The sequence below is a fragment of the Nostoc sp. 'Peltigera membranacea cyanobiont' 210A genome (genome assembly GCF_002246015.1).
Lineage (GTDB): Bacteria > Cyanobacteriota > Cyanobacteriia > Cyanobacteriales > Nostocaceae > Nostoc.
Map to the genome: position 1 here is coordinate 674,722 of NZ_NOLJ01000004.1, position 19,072 is coordinate 693,793.

Sequence of the window (19,072 nt, forward strand, 5' to 3'; positions counted from 1 at the left end):
ACAGGGAATAATCTGTTCTCTATCACCTGTCACCTGTCGCCTAACTTCACTCAGCACTCACCACTCAGCACTCGGAACTTAATATGTGGGACTACACCGATAAAGTATTAGAACTGTTTTACGATCCCAAGAATCAGGGAGAAATTGAAGAAACGGGCGAAGCTGGAGTTAAGGTTGCAACGGGCGAAATCGGCAGCATTGCTTGCGGCGATGCTCTGAGATTGCACCTGAAAGTGGAAGTAGAATCTGATAAAATTCTAGATGCTCGCTTTCAAACCTTTGGTTGTACTAGTGCGATCGCATCTTCTAGCGCATTAACCGAAATGGTCAAAGGTTTAACCTTAGATGAAGCTCTGAAAGTGTCCAATAAAGACATTGCAGATTACCTGGGTGGTTTACCAGAAGCAAAGATGCATTGCTCTGTCATGGGACAAGAAGCCCTAGAAGCCGCTATCTATAATTATCGTGGCATACCTCTAGCTACCCATGATGATGACGATGAAGGCGCGTTAGTTTGCAGTTGCTTTGGCATCAGCGAATCTAAAATTCGTCGCGTGATTCTAGAAAATCATCTCACGGATGCCGAGCAAGTAACAAATTATGTAAAAGCTGGTGGCGGATGCGGTTCCTGTCTGGCGAACATTGATGATATTATTAGATCAGTTCAACAGGAATACGCCTCACCTGCTCTCAACAATTACGGCGTAAAAGTTGCCACAGAAATTGTTACATCTAAGGAACGAGCGCTAACAAACGTCCAAAAGATTGCTCTAATTCAAAAAGTTCTCGATGAAGAAGTCAGACCCGTACTCATTGCAGACGGGGGAGATGTAGAACTCTATGATGTAGAAGGCGATCGCGTTAAAGTTGTACTGCAAGGTGCTTGCGGTTCCTGTTCTAGTAGTACAGCAACTCTGAAAATTGCGATCGAAGCCAGATTACAAGATCGTGTCAGCAAGAGCCTTGTAGTCGAAGCAGTTTAGGAATTGCTGTAGGACTTAACGTATTCTACAAATACGCCCTAATATGCATTCAGCCAGGAACAGAAAGTAGGATTTGAACCATATAATTGTCTCCACATCAATGTTTCAATCCTACCGACAACCGATAGCTAAATTAGCTATAACGGCTAACAGCATATAGGCAAAAAGATTAAGCGCCTACTTGCAAATTTCATCATCCAACTCGCTTCAAAGGAACAGGATATGAGCACATTGTACGACAACATTGGTGGACAACCAGCTATTGAACAAGTAGTAGATGAACTCCACAAACGCATTGCCGCAGACAGCCTCCTCAATCCCATTTTTGCTGGTACAGATATGGTAAAGCAACGCAATCATCTAGTTGCTTTCTTAGCTCAAATATTTGAAGGGCCAAAGCAATACGGCGGTCGTCCAATGGACAAAACCCACGCTGGAATGAACTTACAGCAACCACACTTCGATGCGATCGCCAAGCATCTCGGTGAAGCAATGGCTGTGCGTGGAGTGTCAGCAGAAGACACCAAAGCTGCACTAGATCGCGTCACAAATATGAAGGGCGCTATTTTGAACAAGTAATAGGACTTATGCATTGATTGTTGACAAATAACAACATCAAGTCCTATTAAATCTTGCAAGCTGAAACACATTAAGACGTATTTGTAAATTGCGTAATTTTCTTTGTTCTTTGTCAAAAAAATGACAAAGAACAAAGGAGAAAAAACCAAAAGAAAAAAATTTTAACGAGGAAGAACGATGTACTTACTGTCAATAATTTTGGCTGTGGAGCGATCGCCCCCAGCAGGCATTTATGCCAACTGTACCAACGATGCTCTACACGCGCTCACTACTGTCGCTCAACTGGCGTGAACGCAACTGACAAACGCGCATACCCACCAACCAACCAATTGCAGGGAAACACGAATCATGACTGAAGAAAAGATTAGACAGATAGCTTTCTACGGTAAAGGCGGTATCGGTAAATCTACCACCTCCCAAAACACCTTAGCAGCTATGGCAGAAATGGGTCAACGCATCCTCATCGTCGGTTGCGATCCCAAAGCTGACTCCACTCGTTTGATGCTGCACAGCAAAGCTCAAACAACCGTTCTTCACCTCGCCGCAGAACGTGGTGCAGTAGAAGATATCGAACTCGAAGAAGTAATGTTAACCGGTTTCCGTGACGTTCGTTGCGTAGAATCTGGTGGGCCAGAACCCGGTGTAGGTTGCGCCGGTCGTGGTATCATCACCGCCATCAACTTCTTAGAAGAAAATGGTGCTTACCAAAACCTAGACTTCGTATCTTACGACGTATTAGGTGACGTTGTGTGCGGTGGTTTCGCAATGCCTATCCGTGAAGGCAAGGCACAAGAAATCTACATCGTGACATCAGGTGAAATGATGGCGATGTATGCTGCTAACAACATCGCTCGTGGTGTTCTTAAGTATGCTCACACTGGTGGCGTGCGTTTGGGTGGTTTGATTTGTAACAGCCGTAACACTGACCGGGAAATCGATCTGATCGAAACCTTGGCAAAACGGTTGAACACCCAAATGATTCACTACGTACCCCGTGACAACATCGTTCAACACGCAGAATTGCGCCGGATGACAGTTAACGAGTACGCACCAGAAAGCAACCAAGCTAACGAATATCGGACATTGGCTACAAAGATCATCGACAACAAGAATCTATCTATTCCTACACCCATCGAAATGGAAGAACTAGAAGAATTGTTGATTGAATTCGGTATTCTTGAAAGCGACGAAAATACCGCAATGCTAGTTGGTAAGAGTGCTACTGAAGCTCCTGTAGTATAATTCGCTGCTAATAAATAACGCTTTAGCACAAGGAAAAAGGAAGAGTTCCATATCTTACCTTTTCCCCTCTCCCTTGCATCTCCCCCCTAATCTTAGAGGGGACTCCTAGTCCCCCTATGCCCCGATCCTTACGAGTCACAGAGGCTAAATATGACACCTCCAGAAAATCAAAACATCATCGAAGAAAGAAAAGAACTAATTAAAGAAGTTCTAGAAGCTTACCCCGACAAAGCTAAGAAAAAACGGGAAAAGCACTTAGGCGTATACGAAGAAGGTAAGTCCGATTGCGGCGTTAAGTCTAACGTTAAATCCCTTCCTGGGGTAATGACCGCTCGTGGTTGTGCTTACGCCGGTTCTAAAGGTGTGGTTTGGGGTCCTATTAAGGACATGATCCACATCAGTCACGGGCCTGTTGGTTGCGGTTATTATTCTTGGGCTGGTCGTCGTAACTACTACATCGGCACCACAGGTATTGACTCCTTTGGTACCATGAACTTCACCTCTGACTTCCAAGAAAGAGATATCGTTTTTGGTGGTGACAAGAAACTTACCAAGCTCATCCAAGAACTTGATGTACTTTTCCCCCTCAACCGTGGTGTTTCCATTCAATCTGAATGTCCCATCGGTCTAATTGGGGATGACATCGAAGCTGTTGCTCGGAAGACATCGAAAGAAATTGGCAAGCCAGTTGTACCTGTGCGTTGCGAAGGCTTCCGGGGTGTTTCCCAATCTTTGGGACACCACATTGCTAACGACATGATTCGTGACTGGGTTTTCACCAAATCCGACCAAGCTAAGAAAGACGGTACACTCAAGTTTGAAAGTACCCCTTATGACGTAGCCGTTATCGGTGACTACAACATCGGTGGAGATGCTTGGGCTAGCCGCATCCTGTTAGAAGAAATCGGCTTGCGCGTAGTCGCTCAGTGGTCAGGTGATGGCACCATCAACGAAATGTTGATGACCCCCAATGTGAAGATGAACCTCATCCACTGTTACCGGTCGATGAACTACATCAGCCGTCACATGGAAGAAGCTTATGGTATACCCTGGTTGGAATACAACTTCTTCGGCCCTACCAAGATTGCTGAATCTTTACGGGAAATCGCTTCCAAGTTTGACGAGACAATCCAAGCAAACGCTGAGAAAGTTATCGCCAAGTATCAGCCAACAATGGATGCGGTAGTCGGTAAGTATCGCCCCCGCTTGGAAGGTAAGACTGTCGCCATCATGGTTGGTGGTCTACGTCCTCGCCACGTTGTCCCAGCTTTCCTAGACTTGGGCATGAAGATGATTGGTACAGGTTATGAGTTCGCTCATAACGATGACTACAAACGTACCGCAGGCTACATCGAAAACGGCACCATCGTTTATGACGACGTTACCGCTTACGAATTCGAGGAATTTATCAAAGCCCTGAAGCCTGACCTAGTTGCTTCTGGTGTGAAAGAGAAGTACGTCTTCCAAAAGATGGGTCTTCCTTTCCGTCAAATGCACTCTTGGGATTACTCCGAACCTAGCGATCGCTCCTCAACATCATAATAATGCAAGCTTTTTTTCGCGGCGGGAGAAAAAAGAGCCTATTTCTAGCCTAAATGCGAGTTGCCGGGTTATCTAAGAACAATCTATTTTGATGCTTTAGATAGTATAACTCTTATAGAGTATAGTTTTTATATTTTGCTTGCATTTTGCTTTAAGAAAAACTGTAAAATGAAAGACTATTTTTAATGACAATTTTTTAGATTAAATGGTATATAGGGTAATTATTAGCTCTCTCCAATGCTTAAGGTTCTACAATTAAACCCCTGATTTCTGGTATACGCTGAGGTTTACCTAAGATATTCATTGAAGGTAAAGCAGAGACAGTACTATGTAACTCACTACTGAAGCCAGAAATAATTAATTGTCCTCCTGACTGAGCAGTGTAGTGGCGACGAAACTCAGAAATAGACCTTCCTGCTTTGTTTTCGACCAAGCACAACAGAGAAAGACACGGAAACCGATCTGCTCCTTTTTGCTCAACACGATATTTCTGAATCTTATCTACAAGGGGACAAAAAGTTTTCTCAATCAAACCATTGAGACTGTTCCGTTGCTCACCGACATAAGCAACAACTTCAAGAGGTTTCCATTTTACCAATCCACAAGCAGCATCAATAATTTCTAGATCGCTGTTAGTTCCCATGTATAAGATAACGCCATGTTTTCTCAAAGTTCCAACTGCATCACAATCTCGATTAATGAGCATAGTGATCGGCGCATCAAAAAAACCTGTGTTCAAGAGTTGCATTGCCTTTATAGCAAGCGCTCTATTATTAGCTACAGATGCATAACTACCGAAGTCATCAGGTTCAAAGGGAAGGTTAAGAGTAAAGTTTGCAAGCTTTAAGTCATGTGACATTAGAGACTTTGATTGCTTTGATGCTAATTCACACACCGTCATTGAGATTTGATTGGCATGATAGAGCATGACAGAGGAAGTTTCTCCATAAACTTTCCCATTCTCAAATAGCAAATCAAATATTTCTGATGTGAGCGCAGCTACTCCTTCAGATAAATATAAGTTTACAAGATTTTCATAATCTGGAGTAATTTCCGGCAGAGGCACTACGATATTTTGTTGCCACTTTGACTTACCAAAATTTGGGTCAGCCTGTTTGCGACGTTTTGCTTCTCCCATCTGTTTAACCTCACTCTTCGCTCTAGTAAATTACTTACTTATAACTTTTGTTATATAGTGTTCCCAGTTGCAAGAGAATGTGAACGAAGAAGGCTAAATAATTGATTGTGTGTGAGATGTACAAGAAGTATATCGTTGGGGCGATCTCTTTTAATCGACAACAAAGTAGCTGATCGCGTGATGCAATCGCAATTCTTTGTAGCAATTGTTAAACATTCATTATAGAAATTGCGCGGCAGTAATTATTGATACTATTACCAATGTCAAAAATCAAGTCAATTATTTTCTCCCTGTCTTGTATTACAATTGTTTTACACCACTTTTGAGGAAAAGAAGTTTCCTTATACTCAAATGCATCTAACTTAAATCCAAAATCAATCAGGCTTCCATTATCTTTTTTTAAATAAAAAGTTGTATTTAATAGCCTGCGATGCTTGATGGTATTTACAAAACCAGATAGATATGAAAACTCATCTGACTTATCGAGATTATCAACTGCATGGATTATCTCATCAGCATACGTGCGTTTCACAGAATCTAGAGTTAATTCGGCTAATTTAGTCGTTACTTTTTTGATAGTCACTTTCTCACTACTTAAATGTTTTTCTGAAGGAAGCAGAGGTTTCAAAATTGTCACATTAATTATCTGTCCCAAAACATCAGCTAATGAATGGAGATTTGATGCCAGAGATTCGATGTATATTTCAACTTCAATTTGAGTCTTACTAAATTCAATAGAACTTATTTTTAAAGGTTGGTTTACAGAGGTAGTAAAACAATCTCTAATAAATAAAATACGATCTATTTTACTTTTAACTGATGCTACATAAACTGCTGCCTCGTCTGTCACATTTTGGGAGCAAATATCCAGTAATTCTTGAGTCTTCCAGGTTTTGTCGCTCATCTTTTTTTGCACAAACTCTCAATAGCGAACTAAACTAACACGTAAACTCAGTAGATGACAAGTCAGTTTAAACTCAACCACAAGCTAGGCGAACAGATGCACAAGAAGTAGACTGTTGTTGCGATGTCTGCGACGGGCTACGCCTACGCACTCACTCGACAATAAACTAGGCGATCGCATTAAACTGTTACTACCTCAATTAACAATCCGGGTACTTTGCCCAAATCCCGATGATTGCGTCTTAATAAAACTAATTTACCAGAAAGTGCGATCGCCTTTAAAGATTATCTGTGAGATGGAGAAGAAGTAGACTGTTGTTGCGATCGCTTTGACTCGACAATAAACTAGGCGATGTCTACGACGGGCTGCGCCTACGCATTAAACCGTCCAATCCTCAATTAACAATCCGGGTACTTTGTCCAAATCCCGATGGTTGCGCGTTAATAAAACTAATTTTCGGGATAGTGCGATTGTAGTAAAAGAAGTAGACTGTTGTTGCGATCGCCTTGTTGCAGCACGATGTAAAGCTGTTCTAGACTTAGAAAGAAGCTATGCAGTTTATAATCACCATGAGCTATCACGATATTATTACAATTGAACCGGACAAGCGAGGTGGTAAGCCTTGTATTAGACGGATGCGAATCACCGTGTACGATGTTCTAGGCTGGTTGGCAGCTGGTATGTCTCATGGAGAGATATTAGACGATTTCCCTGAATTAACAGAAGAAGATATTAGAGCAAGTCTAGAGTTTGCTGCTGACCGTGAACATCGTTTAGTTGCCTCTCTACCAAACGTTACGCGGACGGCAGGTGGTATTTGAAGCTGCTTTTTGATCAAAATTTGAGTCGCAAGCTGGTAACTCAATTAGCAGACGTTTTCCCTGATTCCAGTCATCTTCAGTTTCATGGACTGGAAGTGAAGACTGATACTGAAATATGGGAATTTGCTAAAACCAATGACTTTTGCATCGTAACTCAAGATGTAGACTTTGCCGAAAGAAGCCGTTTATACGGTTCTCCGCCTAAAGTTGTATGGTTACGTTGCGGAAATGCACCCACAAAGCAAGTTGAATCTTTACTTCGTTCTGGGGTGGAGGTAATTCAGGAGCTTTTGAATAATCTAAGTCTGCATTGCTTAGAATTGTACTAAAGCTTTGCGGGGGATTGTCTGTGAGATGCACAGGAAGTAAAGCGTCGTAGACATCGTAGTAAAAGAAGTAGACTGTTGTTGCGATGTCTGCGACGGGCTACGCCTACGCCCTCATATCATGTCCGGATAATCGCTTATGATAAAAGTGGTGAGTGCAAATATGAGTAATGCCGAAACGAATTAGTGTAGCGACACATCTAAGTATTGAAGAGTTAGAACAACGTTATCGTCAAGCTAAAGATGGGATAGAAAGTCGTCAGTATCAAATCATTTGGTTAGTGGCACAAGGGAAAAAAACAGAAGAAGTGGAGGAAATAACTGGCTACAGCAGAACATGGATATACGCATTGGTAAAAAGAGGTTATGGTTGTATGCTTTTGTACATCCCCAAAGTGGAGAAACTTATTGGTGGATTCTTCCTTACGTCAATACAGAACTGTTTAATCAGGTTTTGGCTGATTTTGCTGCTGAATTTGGTTTGGGTGCAAATAAACACATTCTTTTAGCTGTTGACCGTGCTGGCTGGCATACCAGCAAAAATTTAGAGCTTCCTGAAGGACTACATCTGACATTTTTACCATCTCACTCCCCAGAATTACAACTCTTCAGTTAGGCTATGGACTGTCATTGATGAACCCATTGTTAATCGCTCTTTTGAAACACTTAATGATTTAGAGGATGTTCTTTATCATCGCTGTCAATTTTTACTTCAACAACAAGATTTAATTCGTGGTCTTACTGGTTTTCATTGGTGGATGAAACTTGGAGTTTAATCGTAACTAATTAACCGGACATGATATCATATCATGTCCGCTTGATTAGTTACTAAACCCCAAGAACCCCACCCCGCCTGCGGGGAGGGGCTGGGGGTGGGGTGCAATGACTGTGGAAATCATAACTAATTATACGGACATGATATCACTCGGCAATAAAGTAGGCGATCGCATTAAACCGTCCAATCCTCAATTAACAATCCGGGTACTTTGCCCAAATCCCGATGATTGCGTGTTAATAAAACTAATTTACGAGATAGTGCGATCACCGAATAGCCTGTCGTAGACATCGCAGTAAAAGAAGTAGACTGTTGTTGCGATCGCTTTTATTCGGCAAGATTATTGAGGTGCAATTAGCAAAAACGAGATGGAGTTTATCAAACCTAAATATGCTTAAGGTACGCAAGAGCCGTTATATCTCATGAGAATTGATAAACTATTAGGTACGAAACTGGAGATTAAAGACTTATGCTTAAAGACTCCCCAATTATTAGCGCATCTCCTGAAATTATGGGCGGGACTATAGTTTTTGCTGGAACTAGGGTTCCTGTGCAGACGCTTCTGGATTATCTCAAGGCAGGCGAATCTATCGACGACTTTTTGGATGGATTTCCGACTGTTACCAAAGAGCAAGTTATTGCCTTGCTTGAGGAGGCTGGAAAGCAGTTTGCTAACATGGTAGCATAACATGAAACTCTTGTTGGATGAGTGTATTGACCGCAAACTAGCGAGGGAGTTTGTTGGCTATGAAGTAAAAACTGTTCCTCAAATGGGATGGGCAGGGGTAAAAAATGGTCAACTTCTTGCTCTTGCAGAAGTAGACTTTGATGTTTTCATCACTGTTGATCGCAACTTGTCATTTCAACAAAATCTACCACAGTTCGATATTGCGATAATTGTTTTACAAGCACAATCTAACCGTTTGATAGATATGAAACCTCTAGTACCCAAGGTTTTAGCTACTTTAGCCACGGCAGTTAAAGCAATACAGTTCAGATAAGCCCAAAACACTTGTAGAGACGGCGATTTATCGCGTCTCAAAAACCCAAAATTTTTGCCAGTAGCCCTTAACTGAACCGTATTGGCAGTTAAAGGACAAGCCATAGTAGTCAGTTTGTAAAAATAGAGCCTAGTAGTTCTGACCTTCAACTTCGGAATGCGTTCAGTTTCGCAGTTTTCAATTAAAACACCGATAAATTCCATTAGTGATGTCTGCGACGGGCTACGCCTACGCCTTCATTCGGCAATCAACAAGGCGATAGCGAGCGCATTAAACCGTCCAATCCTCAATTAACAATCCGGGTACTTTGCCCAAATCCCGATGATTGCGTGTTAATAAAACTACTTTACGAGATAGTGCGATCACAATCATGTGTCAACGAAATTGAAGCACATAAGAATCAGGTGTATGGCTTCAAATAGCAACGCTCACGCCGACTCAAATGATCAGCTAGTTCTGTGAGCCTATTTTGTATATCGTTTGGTAAACTGTCAAACTGATTTGGAAACTCCATTAGAGTCAGAAATCGCTTGCATAGCTTCATACTTTGACGGCACTCATATTTGATTTCTTTGACTTCAATTAATGCTTCAAAAGTTAATGACTCACTTAAAATTAGTGTACTTATATAAAGGGCAAAAAAACCAGCTTGCAAAGTGTTTGAGGCTTGCCAATAGGAATAATGTATGTCATCATCCTCTCGATAATTGCCAGAAGCAACCATATTAGGGTGAGTATGCTCACTCAGGAATGGAAACATGATTGTATGAACTGCTTGATCATACTTATACTTACTTCGAGAAACTAAAGTTGATATACCTACACCATAGGATAAAGTTTCGCCAGTTTCAGTATCTATAACTTGATTTGATAACTTTCGTCCTTTTTGAGAAACTGGATGCTGTAAGCGCCCTGTATAAAGACCAATCTTTTTATGTACAAAATCGTCTATATTCTCTGGATTTTCGATCACATATATGATGTGCAGATAGTTTTCATAGACGCTACGTAATAAGCTCATCGCATCTTCAGGTAGTTTATTCTCAAGGAGAATTGATACAGCCATCAAACTTTTACACGCTTTGGTAAAACAGTAAAATATATAATCATGTACAACATACTCTTGAGAAAAATCATTGTCCATAATTGCGTCAACTGTGCCATATTCAAACACAATACTTTGACAAAGATTAATTTGTTCATTGAGCCTTCGCTTGAAAGCTGTTAATAATCTGAGTAGTGCTGTTTTTTGACGTATATTTGACGAGTCTGTGTTAGTCATTAGGTCTAACTTAAAAACTGTCGCGAGAAGAATTTATTATCAAAATTTGGATTCTCCACAGGAGTCGGTGTCTATGCAACACCCATAGATAAAATTGTACATACCTTTCGACTTCTCCCTATATTTAATCATTAACGAGAAGCTGCAATACAACAGTGATTTTGCTTAATACACTTGAGGGACAAAAAACTGCTCATTGCGGGGGGCGCGAACATAATCCTCAGCCACAGGTCTAGATGGAAGCTCTAAGGGAGGAGGTGTCATGTCTTCGTAAGGAACTTTGCTCAACAAATGATGAATGCAGTTGAGCCGCGCCCGTCTTTTATTATCTGCTTCAATGGTAAACCAGGGGGCTTCTGGAATATTCGTGTAAGCAAACATGGTATCTTTTGCTTTGGAGAATTCTACCCAGCGATCGCGTGATTCTAAATCCATTGGGCTGAGTTTCCAGCGCCTTGCTGGATCGTGACTGCGAGAGAGAAAGCGTTCCTCTTGTTCGTCATCGCTGACGGAGAACCAATACTTGATTAAAACAATGCCCGATCGCACCAGCATTCGTTCAAATTCCGGGCAAGATTGCATGAATTCTTGATATTCTGCTTCAGTACAAAAACCCATCACCCGTTCAACTCCGGCTCGATTGTACCAACTGCGATCGAAGAGGACAATTTCGCCTGCTGTCGGCAGATGTTGCACGTAACGCTGAAAATACCACTGAGTTTTCTCGCGATCAGAGGGAGTTCCCAGAGCAACTACACGACAGCCACGAGGATTGAGTGGGTCGGCAATGCGTTTAATTACTCCTCCTTTGCCGGCTGCATCGCGGCCTTCAAAGATGACGACAACCCGATAGCCGACGTGCTTAATCCAGTATTGCATTTTGACTAGCTCAATCTGGAGTTGCTCTAGTTCAGTTTCAAAAGTCTTTTTGGGAATTTTCTTGGCAAAAGTTTCAGTACTACCATCAAAAATCCGTTTGGATTTCTTAGATTTTTTCTTATCTTTTGCCTTTACTAGTTTTTCTACTAAGTCTGTAGCAGTTTGAACTAGATCATTATTTTGCTGGTTTTCAACTTCATCAATTGACATTGCAGTGACCCCATGCCATTAAATCGGCATAATTAGAGTTTATCTATGAAGTATATATTTTAATGCAGACTGAGTGTAAATATACACGTTCGCAAGTATAACAGTACCAAAGATGTAATATTAAGAGATGCGAACGCTAGAATTCAGGTTAGCAAAAGCTCAAAATTTTTCTCGCTGGAGTAAGTTTGTCTATAGCATTGATTCGCTTGTAGCTTGTTATACGATTTTACATCTTCTTCTGATAGAAAAATGCTCCTTCTGTCATAACTATTGAGCTTATTCCAAAAGTTTGATTCAAACATAATTAGAAGATGTTTAGAAGTAATTGGATAAACTACTTGGACACCATGTGAAGCCAGACCAGTTCCAAAATCCTCATGCTGTTTGATTGCTATTGGATTATCTGAAGTCCATAGTGGAATGGAAGTTGAGTTTATACCAAATAACCAAATATGACTTGATAATCTTTTTGATATCTCTGAATCAGAACCTTGATCGAGAATATTAGAGATATAAAATAAATGCTGTGCTATTGAGTCTTCTTCTATGCCTACCTTTAATAAATCATCAAAATAAATTGAATTACTGGAAGGTTCTGGACAAGGAAAGCTAACTTTTTGAATATCTATCTTATTATTGAATAGTGCCCGATCCATTCTTTTCTTTAAATTATCTAAAGATTGAAATATTTCTTTAATTTGCCCTCTAGGCGTAGTTGTCCTGACCAACTGAAGTGCTAAAAAGGCAGAGAATTTTTTCTTTCCCTCTTCATCCAGAACTCCAAGAGAATCAAATAAGTTATTTTCTTCTATTTTTTCAAGACAATTTATGATCTGTTTTATAAAGTCTCCAAATCTTAATTCTACTTTAGCAAGATCATTCTCCATGAATTGATATTTTATTTTATCCTTCAATTCTTCAGGTAAAAATGAATCAGGAAAATCATTGAAATATCTCTGTTGGGCAACGTTTTTAACATGAGATTGATAGATAGATTTTTCTATCTTATCCAACACAAATAATGTATCTTCATTAGCAAAGTTTCTTAAATAGAATTGAGGTACAAAGTGCTGCTGTTTAACTTTATTCATTGAAATAAATCCTCTAATCTCAAGAGATATCTAAGTAGTATATAGTGCGATAGCTTGACTTTTAATACAGTCACTACATAATTGATGTCATCGCTACGGATTCATCCGAATCAAGTCTGTTAAAATACTATCCAAGCTGCCGTTAACTTGAATCCGATCAATCTTCTCTGCAATCCGCTCTAACACTTCCAGTTCCTTCAGACGCAACGCAACGGGGTTATCTTCCATCACTTTGGCTGTGTTTAGCATACTGCGGGTAGCAGCCGTTTCTTCTCTACGTCTAACTACGTTGGCTTGAGCGGTTTTTTCTGCCTCCACTACTTTGCTCAAGATAGCCTTAATCTCACCAGGTAAAATAATATCTTTGACACCTACAGAATCAACTTCAATTCCATAGTCTGCGGCTTTCTGGCGAATGTATTCAGAGATGCTTCTATCAATTGCACCTTTATCTTCTAATAAAGCATCTAAGTTGCGTTCGCCAACTGCACCACGCAAAGCAAACTGTAATTCTTTGTATAAGAAGCCGGAAATATCTGATAACCCGTTTTTTGCTCTCAATGGGTCTTGGATGCGAAAGCCTGCGGTCAAATTTAACCGCAGAGGTACTTTATCTTTAGAGAGGATATCTTGACCGGATACTTCCATATTTTGTAGTCGCAGGTCGATGGTTTCAGTTTGAAAAGAGCGGCCAAATAACCACCAAGCGTGTACCCCTGGCGATCGCAGTCCTTGAAACTCTTGATTAATGTATACTAGTCCCACGTGCTGGGCGGGAACTTGGCAAATATGCAAACAGTTACGACTGAGCAATTTCACTTCTGTTGAACCCTCAACCAACTCAGCCACTAAAGCAGGCTGTAACTGAGCATCAGCGCTGATGTCGAGAATTTCCACTGCAATACCCTGCCAAAATAATTTGCGGCTTGTAGGCGGCAAAATAGAAATCACTTTACCTCGATATCGCACAATTGCAACTTGTGAACTCAGTAATTGCACGGTTTGACAGTAAGCAGCAATAAAGTCGGGATGTTTTTCAATGAGTACATCTTCCAAAGGAAAATCTGGGTTAGGGATAATCCGGCTGAGAGTTCGGACTGTAACATCTCTATCTACTGACCAAAAAGCATACTCTCCTGATTCTAGAGGTCGCACAAAATTATTTTGCAGATATAGCAAACCAATCTCAGACTCGGAGATTTGGAACTTCTTCAGTCCATTCAAGGTAACTGAACGCAATTGCTGCACAAAGTAACTAGGTAATTCTAAGCTTTCTTCTAAGTTGAACAGATGAGATTCTACCTCAATAAAACCACGCCAAAAAGCTCGTAATTGATTTGGTGCAACGCTTACCCAATTCTGACCACAACGGACTAAAGCAGCTTGGTTAAATGCAGTTCTGATAATCAATAAATGTTTTTGCAGTTCAGCTTCGTGATTTCGCAACAACAGTTCTAGGTTTTCAATCTGAGCTTGTGGCTGGTTGAGGTCATAAATTTTGACTTGCCAATGCCGACCAAAATATGTGTGTGTACCTGGCTGCAAAATTTTCTTAAAGTCGCTGCGGTGATATAAGATGCCGATTTCGTTAAGTTTGATATAAAATGTTTGCCACATAGTAATTTGCATAAAGAATTTGCACGATATTTAAGATAAGCTTTGCAATGCCTGGGTTGGGTAGCGATCACAACCAGCTAAGAAGATTTGATAAAGACATTTATAACCCAATACAGTTCAGTTAAGCATTTCTTTATTCTCTCAGTGCCCTCTGCGTCTCTGTGGTTCGTAAAAAAAATTGACTTTGACAAAGAGTTTTAGCCTTAACCCAAGCGTATTGATTTATAACCTTGCTTGAACTCAAATATCAACTGCGATTCAAATCGCTGTCACACAACTTAAGTATTGAAGTTTACAACCTTGTCAAAAAGGCTAAAGGATTGGTTTTAATTATTTGTACTACTATATACTACAAAAGTTTTTTTTACTCTGCCAGTGCAAGTGTTTACAGTTCAGGTGTGGACAAAAGCTTCTCCAAAGCTGGATTAAGATTGCTGTTAATTTTCCCCGACTACTCAATGACAATCTAGAAAAAGAACCGCGCTCAAATATGCCGTTCGTTTGCCAATCTAGAATCCCGAAGGAAAACTAGATGTAGGAAAGGAAGGAACATACTCAAGTTAGGGAGAAATGCAGTTGCGCTTACTCCTTAACTGTGGCTACCGAACATTACCCTTATGAGTGATGACCGACAGCACAACACTTGCACCGCAGAGTTGAGAAAATGAGGGGTCTCGAATCTGTTAAGATCCGTACCATATTGGCTACCTTGGAAGGGTATTGTCTTTTAACCCGGACAGGGTTTTGGGTGAAAGTATAGGAATCGAACCTACAACACATCGATTATGAGTCGATTGCTCTACCAGTGAGCTAACTTCCTCTGGGGTTTGATACAGGACTCGAACCTGTGACTAATCGATTACGAGTCGATCGCTCTACCAACTGAGCTAATCAAGCAATATAGTTTAAAGTACTCGGCGGCATACGCTTATACAAAAGTTTGGCGCACCAGTTAGGCATATAGAACCTAAACCATAGCTTTGTAACTTTGTTACTATCCCGCTCCAAATTTAGCATATAGAAATTGTGAGGTGCTACAACTACGCCCATCGTAAATATCGCCTCAATTGACTCTTGTACCCGGATTTCTCACGCATAGTGTAGGCTTCAGGGGAAGAGGAGTGTGGGGAATGTGGGGGGTAAGACTTCTTCCCCATCCTCCCACACCTCCCACACCTCCCACACCTCCCACACCCCTTGGATTTCTCACAAGTGAGAAATCCAGGTTGTAGCTCAGTCTGGGAAAGCTAGACCAGTCATGGGGTCACGAATATACAACCCTAGCGTCAGGCTACGCATCGCTTCATCCCAAACGGGTATTAATTGTTCTGCTTGATCTGCCCAATAATCGAATGTAATTAAGCATTGAACATTCGACCCCAAACCAATGCAAGTCCGCGAAAAAGCTTCCCGTGGTTCTTCTTGAGTGTCAATGAACTTCATCTCTGTCCAGACAATTCTGGCGGTTTGACGCTTGACGGTAATAATTTCTCCCTTAGAAATGATGTTGCGGCTGTCGTCTTCCAGAACTTTCTTCAACGTGGATTTTAGCGGAAACTTGCTCCAGTCATTGGGTGGCAGACGATTGAAAGATACTTCTAGGCAGCAATCATCGTTGGGCGGTTTTTTATCCATGAACTTAAAGGATTTCTCTTGTGGCTCAAAAACCCAATCCTGCGGAACATTGAAACGAACAGCGCCTCGATCTGCTACAAAGATTTTGTAGCCTGATGGAGATTCCCAGCGATGATCAGGTTTTAGTTCAAGCGTTTCTTTAATCCACTGGAGATTGCTTTTCTTACGCTTTGCCATAGTGTTTTTGTTATCTCTGCTAAAGAGGGCGTCACCAAACAGCCCGCACTTCTCTACGAGAGGCTGCGCGTAGCTTGCTTCCACGTTCGCGTAGTGTGCCGTAGCAAGTGGTACGACAAGCTACTTCTCTGCGAGAGGCTGCGCCAACGGCTGCGCTCAGTACAAGTCAGTGACCGTCGTAGACATCGCCCTTTTTATTAATGTTATCAAATTGCTAGGATTTTGAATAACTCTTATATTAAAATAAAATTTTTTTCGGGATTTTATATCAAGGAATCCAAGGTAACTGTAACGTTGTGATTAAAGTTTCAGCTTTTAACATTAAAATCTTAGCAGCAGTATTCATGGTTATGGATCATGTGTGCTATTTGCTAATGCCAGAGTTGGTAATCTTGCACTTGTTGGGGCGATTGAGCTTTCCCCTCTTTGCATGGCTTCTGGCTGAAGGCGAAAAACATACCCATAATGTACACCGTTATGGGGGGAGACTATTAATTACAGCAATAATATCTCAGCCAATCTATAGTATTGTTTTCCAGAGCTTATCACTTAATATTCTATTCACGCTTATTTTGGGACTTGTGATGTTGCGCTTAGTAAAGCGTTACCCACAATTATGGCAGCAATTAATAATTATCGGCTTGTGTGCAGTAGTTGCCGAGAGTTTGGGCGCTGAATATGGAACTTATGGGATTGGAGTAATTTTCTTGATGTCCCTAATAGACAAACTCAAACCCAGAATATGGTTGCTCTACTGGTGCATCTTTCACTTTTTTATTTTAGTAATCCTATCTATGCTTAATATCTTTCAAGGTTGGGCAATTTTTGCAGGACTCATTGTTTTTCAATTCAATGGTAAACAAGGTTCACGAGCTAAATGGTTTTATTTGTTCTACCCGGCTCATTTGATAATTTTAGGTATAATCAATTATTTAATCCAGTCCAGGTAAGATTGACTGACTATATTAATCCAGTCCAGGTAAGATTGACTGACTATATTGCAATACAGTTCAGTTAAGCATTTCTTTCTTCTCTCAGTGTCCTCTGCGCCTCTGTGGTTCGTTAAAAAAATTGACTTTGACAAAGAGTTTTAGCCTTAACTGAACCGTATTGGACTATATTGCCCTACGGATAACCTCAAAACAATTGGCTTCACGAATTGAGGCAAAGCATCCCCTAACTAAACGGCGATCGCAAATAAAATAAATTTTTCTTTAACCTAGTATCCGACCCTTTAAAATCAATAAGGGCTGGCGGTGAGGCGCATAAGAATTTTGCTAACATCCATGTCATCAGGTTGTTCGATTGCATCTGCGATCGCTCAAGCAATAGCCTCTGGTGGAATATAAATCTGGCAGAAATCCTGCATCCCACAATGTGCCTCACTATCTGAAATACTATCGGCCAGTTTTAAACAAAGTTGAGCAATTGAGCAATTGTATTTTTATTGCTCAAAAAGTCTAAGATGCAGATACATTTATATATATAGATAGATAATATATAGCAACATATCTTTCTTTAGGAAGATATGTTATTCAAAACAAAACTTTTATTAAACTATAAATTTGAAAAAAATAGTGGATATACATTTCCTTCAATGATAGTCATCAGATAAATCTTCTAAACCTTAGTCTTTTGTTAACGTTTACCAGTTATGATGCCATAGTGAATGATAATGATTCGGATTTGGATATCTAGAGATAATTGTGTCATCCAGGAAAAATGCTCTAGATTTATTCCCTAAGCTGCAAGATTGTAGCCGAAAGCAACTACTAAATAGCTAAATCTTTAAGGTAATAAGCATGAGTTATACTATCGATTCCGCACGCAATATTTTCTCTAGCACTCAAGTGGCAGATGCTGTTCCAGCTACTACAGCAATGTTTGCTAAACTCAACATTGAGGAGCAACTGGCATTTCTCTGGTATGCCTACGCTGAAGTAGGTCGTACAATTACTCCAGCTGCTCCCGGAAAAGCAAATCTCCAATTAATGGAAGGTATATTCAACGATATTAAGCGGATGTCTCATGAAGAACAAACGCAATTAATGAGAGATTTAGCGAGTAATGCTGATACTCCTATTAGCCGTTCCTATGCATACTTTGGTGTCAACGCCAAGCTGGGATTCTGGTGGCAGTTAGGAGAGTGGATGAAAGAGGGTATCGTTGCTCCTATGCCAGTTGGCTATCAAATGTCAACTCAAGTTAAAGCAGTGCTAGAAGCTGTTCAGAGAATCGATCAGAGTCAGCAAATTACTGTACTACGCAATACTGTAGTAAATATGGGCTTCGATCCGTCTGTGACTGATAACAAACAGGCAGAAGTCATAAACTTTAAGTTTCCACGTGCATCTCTAAGTCCCCAATTTACTATTGAGGGAGTTACAGAACCGACAGTGCTGAAATACATTGAAGCGATGAATGCAGATAACTTTGAAGCTGCTGTTGCTTTATTTGCTAACAATGGTGCGCTGCAACCACCATTCCAAAAACCAATTGTTGGTCGAGAAGCAATCACTTCCTATCTACGAGATGAGGGACAAGGGTTAGTGATGAAGCCAACCAAAGGCGTTTCGGAAACCATAGAAGATGGTTATACACAGCATAAAATTACTGGTACGGTCGAAACTCCTTGGTTTGGGGGTAATGTTGGGATGAACATTGCTTGGCGATTTTTACTCGATCCTCAAGGTCAAATTTACTTCGTGGCTATTGATTTACTTGCTTCTCCCAAAGAACTGCTTAACCTAACTCGTAAGTAATATTTCTTTGCTTTTTTAAAACATCCTCTAAACGGGATCATCATCATCAAATAAAATCCCAATTAAAGCTCGGTTATAGGTGAACCGAGCTTTAGTTAATTGTAGGTA

The 19,072-nt window shown here is 40.7% G+C and carries 19 protein-coding genes, 2 tRNA genes and 1 pseudogene; 12 read left to right on the plus strand and 10 right to left on the minus strand.

What is annotated here, in order from left to right:
- Window positions 1–83: 83 nt before the first annotated feature.
- The 4 genes from nifU to nifD all read left to right on the plus strand — a co-directional run bounded on the left by nifU (window position 84) and on the right by nifD (window position 4,346).
- The gene (gene nifU / locus CDG76_RS15905; RefSeq protein ID WP_094349931.1) at window positions 84–983 is read left to right on the plus strand and encodes a Fe-S cluster assembly protein NifU; all 900 of its coding nucleotides are present in this window, start codon (window positions 84–86) and stop codon (window positions 981–983) included.
- Window positions 984–1,205: 222 nt separating this feature from the next.
- Window positions 1,206–1,562 (plus strand): globin domain-containing protein, encoded by a 357-nt coding sequence (locus CDG76_RS15910; protein ID WP_094349932.1) that lies wholly within the window; start codon window positions 1,206–1,208, stop codon window positions 1,560–1,562.
- A gap of 348 nt (window positions 1,563–1,910) precedes the next feature.
- Window positions 1,911–2,804 carry a nitrogenase iron protein gene (gene nifH / locus CDG76_RS15915; protein ID WP_094349933.1) on the plus strand — a complete coding sequence of 298 codons (894 nt, stop codon included), beginning with the start codon at window positions 1,911–1,913 and terminating at the stop codon, window positions 2,802–2,804.
- 150 nt (window positions 2,805–2,954) lie between these two features.
- Window positions 2,955–4,346 (plus strand): nitrogenase molybdenum-iron protein alpha chain, encoded by a 1,392-nt coding sequence (gene nifD, locus CDG76_RS15920; protein WP_094349934.1) that lies wholly within the window; start codon window positions 2,955–2,957, stop codon window positions 4,344–4,346.
- A 241-nt stretch (window positions 4,347–4,587) separates the two neighbouring features.
- Here the strand turns inward: nifD and CDG76_RS15925 are convergent, their stop codons facing one another.
- Together CDG76_RS15925 and CDG76_RS15930 are read right to left on the minus strand one after the other, a co-directional pair.
- Window positions 4,588–5,484: a hypothetical protein gene (locus CDG76_RS15925; protein WP_094349935.1), complete on the minus strand. Its 897-nt coding sequence runs from the start codon at window positions 5,482–5,484 to the stop codon at window positions 4,588–4,590.
- Window positions 5,485–5,692: 208 nt separating this feature from the next.
- Window positions 5,693–6,388, minus strand: a complete 696-nt coding sequence (locus CDG76_RS15930; protein WP_094349936.1) for a hypothetical protein — start codon at window positions 6,386–6,388, stop codon at window positions 5,693–5,695.
- A 115-nt stretch (window positions 6,389–6,503) separates the two neighbouring features.
- Here CDG76_RS15930 and CDG76_RS36205 point away from each other — a divergent pair, with 115 nt between their 5' ends.
- From CDG76_RS36205 to CDG76_RS15955, 6 genes and pseudogenes are all read left to right on the plus strand, one after another.
- Window positions 6,504–6,698, plus strand: a complete 195-nt coding sequence (locus CDG76_RS36205) for a hypothetical protein (protein ID WP_143854099.1) — start codon at window positions 6,504–6,506, stop codon at window positions 6,696–6,698.
- 259 nt (window positions 6,699–6,957) lie between these two features.
- Window positions 6,958–7,209, plus strand: coding sequence for a DUF433 domain-containing protein (locus CDG76_RS15935; RefSeq protein ID WP_094349937.1), 252 nt, complete (start codon window positions 6,958–6,960; stop codon window positions 7,207–7,209).
- Window positions 7,206–7,538, plus strand: coding sequence for a DUF5615 family PIN-like protein (locus CDG76_RS15940; protein WP_094349938.1), 333 nt, complete (start codon window positions 7,206–7,208; stop codon window positions 7,536–7,538). Before CDG76_RS15935 ends, CDG76_RS15940 begins: the two co-directional genes overlap by 4 nt.
- 167 nt (window positions 7,539–7,705) lie before the next feature.
- Window positions 7,706–8,311, plus strand: a pseudogene (locus CDG76_RS15945) (transposase).
- Between the two features lie 468 nt (window positions 8,312–8,779).
- Entirely contained in the window at window positions 8,780–8,998 is a 219-nt protein-coding gene (locus tag CDG76_RS15950) for a DUF433 domain-containing protein (protein ID WP_094349939.1), read from the plus strand.
- 1 nt (window position 8,999) lies between these two features.
- Window positions 9,000–9,311 carry a DUF5615 family PIN-like protein gene (locus tag CDG76_RS15955; RefSeq protein WP_094349940.1) on the plus strand — a complete coding sequence of 104 codons (312 nt, stop codon included), beginning with the start codon at window positions 9,000–9,002 and terminating at the stop codon, window positions 9,309–9,311.
- A 400-nt stretch (window positions 9,312–9,711) separates the two neighbouring features.
- Here the strand turns inward: CDG76_RS15955 and CDG76_RS15960 are convergent, their stop codons facing one another.
- From CDG76_RS15960 to CDG76_RS15990, 8 genes are all read right to left on the minus strand, one after another.
- Window positions 9,712–10,593, minus strand: a complete 882-nt coding sequence (locus CDG76_RS15960; RefSeq protein ID WP_094349941.1) for a DUF5677 domain-containing protein — start codon at window positions 10,591–10,593, stop codon at window positions 9,712–9,714.
- A gap of 165 nt (window positions 10,594–10,758) precedes the next feature.
- Window positions 10,759–11,682, minus strand: coding sequence for a polyphosphate kinase 2 (gene ppk2, locus CDG76_RS15965; RefSeq protein WP_094349942.1), 924 nt, complete (start codon window positions 11,680–11,682; stop codon window positions 10,759–10,761).
- Between the two features lie 143 nt (window positions 11,683–11,825).
- Window positions 11,826–12,773 (minus strand): DUF4238 domain-containing protein, encoded by a 948-nt coding sequence (locus CDG76_RS15970; RefSeq protein WP_094349943.1) that lies wholly within the window; start codon window positions 12,771–12,773, stop codon window positions 11,826–11,828.
- Between the two features lie 93 nt (window positions 12,774–12,866).
- Complete coding sequence (locus CDG76_RS15975; RefSeq protein WP_190240868.1) at window positions 12,867–14,390, minus strand: slipin family protein; 1,524 nt, start codon at window positions 14,388–14,390, stop codon at window positions 12,867–12,869.
- Between the two features lie 745 nt (window positions 14,391–15,135).
- Window positions 15,136–15,210 (minus strand) — tRNA-Met (locus CDG76_RS15980).
- 1 nt (window position 15,211) lies between these two features.
- Window positions 15,212–15,287, minus strand: a tRNA-Thr gene (locus tag CDG76_RS15985).
- A 166-nt stretch (window positions 15,288–15,453) separates the two neighbouring features.
- A complete protein-coding gene (locus CDG76_RS37345; protein WP_190240863.1) occupies window positions 15,454–15,600 on the minus strand; it encodes a hypothetical protein in 147 nt (48 codons plus the stop codon).
- 23 nt (window positions 15,601–15,623) lie between these two features.
- On the minus strand, window positions 15,624–16,202 hold the full coding sequence (locus tag CDG76_RS15990; protein ID WP_094349945.1) for a hypothetical protein: 579 nt from the start codon (window positions 16,200–16,202) through the stop codon (window positions 15,624–15,626).
- 296 nt (window positions 16,203–16,498) lie between these two features.
- On the opposite strand from CDG76_RS15990, the gene CDG76_RS15995 reads away from it, so the two are divergent.
- Together CDG76_RS15995 and CDG76_RS16000 are read left to right on the plus strand one after the other, a co-directional pair.
- Complete coding sequence (locus tag CDG76_RS15995) at window positions 16,499–17,152, plus strand: TraX family protein (protein WP_094349946.1); 654 nt, start codon at window positions 16,499–16,501, stop codon at window positions 17,150–17,152.
- Between the two features lie 852 nt (window positions 17,153–18,004).
- Window positions 18,005–18,964, plus strand: coding sequence for an orange carotenoid protein N-terminal domain-containing protein (locus CDG76_RS16000; protein ID WP_094349947.1), 960 nt, complete (start codon window positions 18,005–18,007; stop codon window positions 18,962–18,964).
- Window positions 18,965–19,072: the final 108 nt, after the last annotated feature.

Coding starts and splice junctions, on each gene's coding strand:
- CDG76_RS15950 (WP_094349939.1), top strand. CDS start 8,780: ATGCTTAAAGACTCCCCAATTATTAGCGCATCTCCTGAAATTATGGGC.
- ppk2 (WP_094349942.1), bottom strand. CDS start 11,682: ATGTCAATTGATGAAGTTGAAAACCAGCAAAATAATGATCTAGTTCAA.
- CDG76_RS15990 (WP_094349945.1), bottom strand. CDS start 16,202: ATGGCAAAGCGTAAGAAAAGCAATCTCCAGTGGATTAAAGAAACGCTT.
- CDG76_RS16000 (WP_094349947.1), top strand. CDS start 18,005: ATGAGTTATACTATCGATTCCGCACGCAATATTTTCTCTAGCACTCAA.
- CDG76_RS15930 (WP_094349936.1), bottom strand. CDS start 6,388: ATGAGCGACAAAACCTGGAAGACTCAAGAATTACTGGATATTTGCTCC.
- nifH (WP_094349933.1), top strand. CDS start 1,911: ATGACTGAAGAAAAGATTAGACAGATAGCTTTCTACGGTAAAGGCGGT.
- nifD (WP_094349934.1), top strand. CDS start 2,955: ATGACACCTCCAGAAAATCAAAACATCATCGAAGAAAGAAAAGAACTA.
- CDG76_RS15970 (WP_094349943.1), bottom strand. CDS start 12,773: ATGAATAAAGTTAAACAGCAGCACTTTGTACCTCAATTCTATTTAAGA.
- CDG76_RS15975 (WP_190240868.1), bottom strand. CDS start 14,390: ATGTGGCAAACATTTTATATCAAACTTAACGAAATCGGCATCTTATAT.
- CDG76_RS15910 (WP_094349932.1), top strand. CDS start 1,206: ATGAGCACATTGTACGACAACATTGGTGGACAACCAGCTATTGAACAA.
- CDG76_RS15960 (WP_094349941.1), bottom strand. CDS start 10,593: ATGACTAACACAGACTCGTCAAATATACGTCAAAAAACAGCACTACTC.
- nifU (WP_094349931.1), top strand. CDS start 84: ATGTGGGACTACACCGATAAAGTATTAGAACTGTTTTACGATCCCAAG.
- CDG76_RS15925 (WP_094349935.1), bottom strand. CDS start 5,484: ATGGGAGAAGCAAAACGTCGCAAACAGGCTGACCCAAATTTTGGTAAG.
- CDG76_RS15955 (WP_094349940.1), top strand. CDS start 9,000: ATGAAACTCTTGTTGGATGAGTGTATTGACCGCAAACTAGCGAGGGAG.
- CDG76_RS15935 (WP_094349937.1), top strand. CDS start 6,958: ATGAGCTATCACGATATTATTACAATTGAACCGGACAAGCGAGGTGGT.